The organism is Pseudoalteromonas sp. MMG013 (assembly GCF_018100885.1).
Taxonomy (GTDB): domain Bacteria; phylum Pseudomonadota; class Gammaproteobacteria; order Enterobacterales; family Alteromonadaceae; genus Pseudoalteromonas; species Pseudoalteromonas aurantia.
Genome location: NZ_JAGJEE010000003.1, coordinates 359126 through 366239 on the forward strand (window position 1 = coordinate 359126; position 7114 = coordinate 366239).

6 protein-coding genes are annotated in these 7114 nt (G+C 41.5%); 1 reads left to right on the top strand and 5 read right to left on the bottom strand.

Features of this window, described 5'->3' with window-relative positions; genetic code table 11:
• Window positions 1-16: 16 nt before the first annotated feature.
• From lnt to miaB, 5 genes are read right to left on the bottom strand one after another with little or no spacing between them, the layout of a single operon-like run.
• Window positions 17-1594, bottom strand: a complete 1578-nt coding sequence (gene lnt / locus J8L98_RS05050; protein ID WP_210995570.1) for an apolipoprotein N-acyltransferase — start codon at window positions 1592-1594, stop codon at window positions 17-19.
• Window positions 1572-2450 (bottom strand): CNNM family magnesium/cobalt transport protein CorC, encoded by an 879-nt coding sequence (gene corC / locus J8L98_RS05055; RefSeq protein WP_210995571.1) that lies wholly within the window; start codon window positions 2448-2450, stop codon window positions 1572-1574. The genes lnt and corC overlap by 23 nt, the downstream gene beginning before the upstream one ends.
• A 21-nt stretch (window positions 2451-2471) precedes the next feature.
• The gene (gene ybeY, locus J8L98_RS05060; protein WP_210995572.1) at window positions 2472-2930 is read right to left on the bottom strand and encodes an rRNA maturation RNase YbeY; all 459 of its coding nucleotides are present in this window, start codon (window positions 2928-2930) and stop codon (window positions 2472-2474) included.
• 8 nt (window positions 2931-2938) lie between these two features.
• Entirely contained in the window at window positions 2939-3976 is a 1038-nt protein-coding gene (locus tag J8L98_RS05065) for a PhoH family protein (protein ID WP_210995573.1), read from the bottom strand.
• 54 nt (window positions 3977-4030) lie between these two features.
• Window positions 4031-5464, bottom strand: coding sequence for a tRNA (N6-isopentenyl adenosine(37)-C2)-methylthiotransferase MiaB (gene miaB, locus J8L98_RS05070; protein WP_210995574.1), 1434 nt, complete (start codon window positions 5462-5464; stop codon window positions 4031-4033).
• Between the two features lie 253 nt (window positions 5465-5717).
• Here miaB and J8L98_RS05075 point away from each other — a divergent pair, with 253 nt between their 5' ends.
• Window positions 5718-6881 (top strand): FAD-dependent oxidoreductase, encoded by a 1164-nt coding sequence (locus J8L98_RS05075; RefSeq protein WP_210995575.1) that lies wholly within the window; start codon window positions 5718-5720, stop codon window positions 6879-6881.
• The last annotated feature ends 233 nt before the right edge of the window (window positions 6882-7114 follow it).

Here is a 7114-nt window from a genome sequence, read left to right on the forward strand (position 1 = left end):
CACATTTTGATTCCTACTACAAAAAGTGTCGTTCTAACTTAGCGGCTACAAGCCGCTTTGTATTGACTAAAATCACACTGATTAACATACCAATCACAATCCACCACATTGGTGTTTGACCATGTTGGCTGAATGGGGAAATACCGCTAATGAGTTTAACATTTACTTTTAACACATCATCGGTAAATTGTGGCAAAGAGGTTTGAATTTTTGATATTGGGTCAAATACACCGGTAATTCCATTATTGGTGACGCGTATTAATGGGCGTTGTAGTTCTAGTGCGCGCATTCTCGCAATCTGCATATGCTGATGGGGTCCGTGGGAGTCGCCAAACCATGCATCATTACTGACAGTGAATAGTAAATCAGACTCTTCTGTAAAATTGTCTCGCACTAATTCACTAAACGCGATTTCATAACAAATAGCCGGTAGAATATTTAGCCCATTAGCAATAAGGTTTGTTTGTACGCGTTCACCACGGTTAAAAGATGACATTGCCAAATTAAATAAAGGGGCTAGCGGTCGCAATAGCTCTTCAAAAGGAACAAACTCCCCGATAGGCAGTAATTGATGTTTTTGATATCGGTTTGGGTGCAGATATTGGTAATGCCCAGTTTGATCATCGTTATTCTTTTTACCTAATACTATAAGGGTGTTGTATACGGTTTTAGTGTTAAATTGGTAGTCAGGAATACCCGTAATAACCGCGGTATTATTAAAAGCCGCAGCTTTGTCTAGCCCTTCTAAAAAAGGGTATGCGATGTCTTCTATTTCAGGAATCGCAGCTTCAGGCCAAACTACTAAATCAGTGTTTTGCCAATGAACGCGCGTCATATCGCGATACTTTGACATAGTCGGCCAAAATTGTTCAGGCTCCCAACGCAGGCTTTGCTGAATATTACCTTGTACTAACAGCGTTGTAATAGTTTTGTGATTATACGAAGGTGATTGTACAAAGTGGCTAAGCAAAAATAGCAAGGAAACGGCGATTACAGTAAAGGTAGATAATAAATATTGCCGAGCAGTGACGAGCGCATATAAACAAGCGCCGAGCAATACGCACATTAGCGTTAAGCCCATTTCGCCAATAAGGGGGGCAAGGCGATTAAACGGGCTGTCTGTTAATGTGTAGCCAAAGCTGAGCCATGGAAAACCCGTTAGTAGCTTACCCCTAAAAAATTCGAAAATAGCAAAACCACTAATGAGTAAAAATACGCGTTGCCATGGTGCTCGGCTAAACTTATGTGCACATAAAAACGCAAATGTTGGAAACAATGCTAAATATCCACACAATAGCGCCATAAGTAATAGTGAAACAGGCAAGGGTAGCCCACCAAACTGTGAAATAGAGACATGCACCCAGCTTATCCCTGCGGTAAACCAACCAAAGCTAAAAATAAAACCATATTTAGCTACTAGCTTGATATCTTTTACATCAGTGCAATAACAGGCAATAGCGATGGCTACAAAAACGAGAGGCCAGAGGTTAAATGGCGCATAAGCAAAGGTCAGCGATAGGCCTGCAAAGAATGCAAGCCATGCGCGTAAATCTTTAGAAAGGGTAACGAGTTTATTCAGTTTCTTGTTCAACATGCTCGGTCTTGGGTACGCTGACCTGTAGTTGAATAATACGACGATTATCAGAATTAGTGACTTTAAATTGCAAGCCGTCTATATCAATTGTTTCACCCCTACTAGGCATATGGCCAAAAGCATGGAGAATAATCCCGCCAATCGTATCAGCTTCTTGAGTATCATAGCCCGTTTTGAAGAACTCATTAAATTCATCAAGGGGTGTTAGCGCTTGCACCATATATACATGCTTTGATAATTGACGAATATCTTGTTGTTCTTCATCATCATCATGCTCATCTTCGATTTCGCCAACAATAATTTCAAGAATATCTTCGATGGTTACTAAGCCTGATACGCCACCGTATTCATCAATAACGATGGCCATATGATAGCGCTTTTGACGAAATTCGTTGAGTAGCGTATCAACACGCTTACTTTCAGGTACCACAATTGCCGGGCGTAAATACTCGCGTATAACCGGTAATGCGTCGTCTTTATTTAAAATAAGTGGTAACAAATCTTTGGCAAGCAATATGCCTTCTACATGATCTTTATCTTCACAGATCACAGGAAAGCGTGAGTGCGATGATTCAACCATACTAGGCAATTGCTGCTCTAACGACTCATCTACATCGAGTGTGATCATTTGTGAGCGCGGGATCATGATATCGCGAACTTTTAGTTCTGAGACACCTAATACACCTTCCATCATATCTTTTGTTTCAGGATCGATTAAATCACGTTCCTGAGCATCAGCTATGACTTCTACCAACTCTTCTTTGTTTTGGGGTTCCCCTTGCAGCATCTGAGTGATGCGTCCCAACCAGGTTTTGCTAGAAGAACCCTGGCTACTATGCGAGTTATCGTCGCTCATTACTATGTTTTACTCCATCGTTTAAATATCATCGCGATAGGGGTCTGAAATCCCTATCTCGGCTAGAAATTCTTTTTCAAGGCTTTCCATTTCTATCGCGTCTTGTTCATTTATATGGTCAAACCCTAATAAATGCAAGCACCCGTGGATCACCATGTGTGCAAAATGTTCGTGGAAAGGCTTTTCTTGTTCAATAGATTCTCGCTTAACCACTTGAGGGCAAATAATTAAATCGCCAATAAGTGGTAATTCTATACCAGGAGGAGCTTCAAAAGGAAACGATAATACATTCGTTGGTTTATCTTTACCTCGGTATTGGCTATTGAGCTCTTGGCTTTGTGTTTCGTCAGCGATTAAAATGGTTAACTCTGGTTTTTCATGATAAGGCAGTAGTGCCTTACTCGCCCAAAGTTCAAATTGCTCGTGAGAGGGTAAATTCTCGAACTCACAGGCAATTTGTAAATCTAATTCAATGCTCATAGTAACTCTTAGTTCGACTTTGCTGCGTCATGACGCGCTAATTCTTTTGCGGCTTTTTCTTTACGCTCAGCTTCTTCTTTTTTCTCATAGGCTTCGACAATACGAGCGACCACAGGGTGCCTAACAACATCGTGGGATTTGAAAAAGTTAAATGATATTTCGTCAACATCCCCCAATACGTCGATTGCATGGCGTAGTCCTGAACGCGCACCTCTGGGTAAATCTATTTGCGTAATATCACCGGTGATGACGGCTTTTGAATTAAAGCCAATGCGGGTTAAGAACATTTTCATTTGCTCTGCAGTGGTATTTTGACTCTCATCTAAAATAATAAAGGCATCGTTTAGAGTTCGACCACGCATATAGGCTAAAGGTGCAACTTCAATGACATTTTTTTCAATTAAGCGTTCGACCTTTTCAAAACCGAGCATTTCAAACAAGGCATCGTAAAGAGGGCGTAGATATGGGTCTATTTTTTGCGTTAAATCGCCAGGCAAAAAGCCGAGTTTTTCACCAGCTTCAACCGCAGGGCGTGTTAATAAGATACGACGAATTTCTTGGCGTTCTAAGGCATCAACGGCTGCGGCCACAGCCAAATAGGTTTTACCGGTACCGGCAGGACCAACACCAAAGCAAATGTCATGCATCAGGATGTTTGCAACGTATTGGCTCTGATTTTGGTTGCGAGGTTTAATAACACCACGGCGGGTTTTTATGTAAACTTCTTTATCCCATGAGTTTGGTGTATCTTGCTCTAAACACTTTGACTCAGTAATTGCTAAATGCACATTATCGGGTTCAATCTCTTTGATTTCGCCTCGTACAGGTGCGGTATCAACATAAAGGGTCTTTAAAATATCCATTGCAGCTTTAACTTGTACAGCTTGGCCTGTGACTTTGAACCAATTGTCACGGTGAGTAACCTCTACACCGATACGGCGTTCAATTTGTTTTACATTCTCATCGAAAGGTCCGCACAAAGAAGAAAGGCGTGCGTTGTCAGATGGCTCTAGATAAAACTCAATATTTTTTGTTGGACTACTCAAAATTGATTCCTGTAATAATTACGCCAGCATATGCTGGCGTAATTTAAATTAGCGTTATGGTGTAAAAGTCGCTACACCTAGCTCATCGGCTTCTGGTTCAGCAGGTGCGCGATTTAAAATTGATGATGGCGCTATCTCTTTACGCAAATTCATTTCTGCTTCGGTACGAATTAAATCACCACGTAATGAGTTTGGCAATGCTTCTGTAATACGTACATCGACAAACTGACCGATCACAGAATGAGGGCCCTCAAAGTTAACTACGCGATTATTTTCAGTACGACCACGTAATTCCATCGGGTTTTTCTTTGATGGGCCTTCAACTAAAATACGTTGCTCAGTATCAAACATTTTACGGCTAATGTCTTGTGACATTTGGTTGATACGGTTTTGCAAAATGTAAAGACGCTCTTTTTTCTCTTGTTCTGTGACATCATCAGGCAAGTCAGCTGCAGGCGTGCCGGGGCGTGCTGAGTAGATAAAGCTGAAGCTCATATCGAAGCCAATGCTGTTGATTAGGTTCATTGTTGCTTCAAAGTCTGCGGTAGATTCCCCAGGGAAGCCAATAATGAAGTCAGACGACATACTCAAGTTAGGGCGCACTTTACGTAATTTACGAATTGTTGATTTGTACTCGAGTGCAGTATGACCACGTTTCATTAAGTTCAATACACGGTCTGAACCGCTTTGTACGGGCAAGTGTAAGTGATCAACTAGCTCTGGTACGTCTTCGTATGCGTCGATAATGTCAGGCGTAAACTCAACAGGATGAGATGTGGTATAGCGAATACGGTCAATACCATCAATGGCTGCCACATAACGCAGAAGATCTGAGAAGTAACAGATTTCACCATCGTGTGTTTCACCACGATAAGCATTTACGTTTTGCCCAAGTAGATTTACTTCACGCACGTTTTGCTCTGCTAGCTGAGCCACTTCCAGTAAGACGTCATCTAACGGACGGCTGACTTCTTCACCACGTGTGTATGGTACAACACAGAAGGTACAATATTTAGAACAGCCTTCCATAATCGAAACAAATGCAGAAGGGCCCTCAGCTTTAGGTTCTGGTAAGCGGTCAAATTTTTCGATTTCAGGGAAAGAAATGTCAACCACAGAGCCTTGCTTAGTTTGTACTTGTTTGATCATTTCAGGTAATCGGTGCAATGTTTGCGGACCGAAAACGATATCAACAAAGGGTGCACGCTTACGAATTGTTTCACCTTCTTGTGAGGCAACACAGCCACCGACACCAATAACCAAGTCAGGGTTATCATCTTTTAGTAGTTTCCAACGACCCAGCTGATGAAATACTTTCTCTTGTGCCTTTTCACGAATTGAACAGGTATTGAGTAAGATGACATCCGCTTGCTCGGCTTCTTCGGTATATTGATAGCCATTAGTGGCATCTAGCAGATCTGCCATTTTCTGAGAGTCATATTCATTCATCTGACAACCCCAGGTTTTAATATGCAATTTTTTACTCATTGAAATATTGCCTCGTATTCAATTCGGACTTCAGCACATAGCGCGCAATTTGACGTTTGCAAAGCGATCAGTGTTTCGTAACCACAAAGCTTAAAGGACGCGTATTTTATATGACCTAGCGTAACTAGCCAAGTATAGTTTTTAACTTTAGAAACTGGGATCAAACATAAGCGTATTTCCAGCATTACAAACGGACAAAACTGCATAAGTTACGATACAATTTAACGGCATTCATTTGATTAAGGCAAAAGGCATGAAAAACAAGGTGGTGATCGTTGGCGGCGGCATGGTTGGCGCTGCTGCAGCGGTAAAACTAGCAATGCAAGGTGCAGATGTGACTGTTTTAGAACATCAGCCCATAACTCCTGAAAATGTGCTTAGTAGCGATAAGGTTGATATTCGCATCTCTGCCATTAATCGTTTCTCAGAAGCGTTACTCGATGAACTTGGCGCAATGCCTCTGTTACGTGAAGGCAGAATTGCGCCTTACCAACAACTTGAAGCATATGAACAACCCTCAAATCGACTCCTATTTGATTGTGCGGATATGGCAGAGAGCCACTTAGGTCACTTAATTGAAAATAGTTTAGTACAAGCCAGTTTATGGCATCAATTTGAAAAGTGGGGTATTCGCGTCGAGCAAGTAACCAGTCAGCCAACAGAGATTGAGTATGGTGTAGAGGATGTGGTTTTGCATTATGCCGATAAGATTTACGCAGCTGACCTATTAATTGCGGCTGATGGCGGGCGTTCTCAGGTGCGTCAATTGGCCAATATTGGCACTACGGGCTGGCAGTATCAACAAAGTTGTATGGGGATATTAATAAAGCTAGATGCTGAACAACAAATAAAAACCTGGCAACAATTTAAGCCATCAGGCCCCATTGCGTTTTTACCTATGCAAGCGCCTTATGCAAATTTAATTTGGTATCAAGACAGTGACACATTAGCCTCGTTGGCAAAAATGAGCAACGCTCAACTTAAAGCGCAAATTGAAGCGTATTTCTTTGAGTTACCGGGTGATTTCAGTGTCTGTGAAAAAGCGGTGTTTCCGCTGACTCGCCAACATGCTAATAATTACAGTAAAGGGCGAGTGGTGCTAATTGGTGATGCGGCGCACACAATTAACCCATTGGCAGGGCAGGGGGTTAACTTAGGGTTTAAAGATGTGGCTGCCCTAGCACATTGCCTAGAAAATCAGCCTGATTTAGGTGCGTTTAGCTTATTAAAAGCTTATGAAAAAGTACGACGAAAAGATAATTTAGCAATGATGAGCATGATGGATGCCTGTTACTTTGGCTTTTCTAATGAGTTAGCACCTTTGAAATTATTGCGAAACAGCGCTTTAAAACTGGCAAATAATGCTGGGCCTTTGAAGAAACAAGTATTGAGGCATGCAATGGGTGGTGTTTTTTAACGTTGCTTTCGTAAAAATATGTCGAATGAATCAATAACGGGCTTTGGTCCGTTTTTTATTGAGCAAGGAAGAAGAGTACCAGGTAAGCAAACTGTGTCGGTAAAAAGCAAATAAAGATTACAAGACTGAATGTATAAGGAAGTAAAAAATATTAATATGTTTGGAAGAATTTAATTTGCAGAAATATAAAATGGTGCGGAGGGAGAGACTTGAACTCTCACACCCTAAGATAC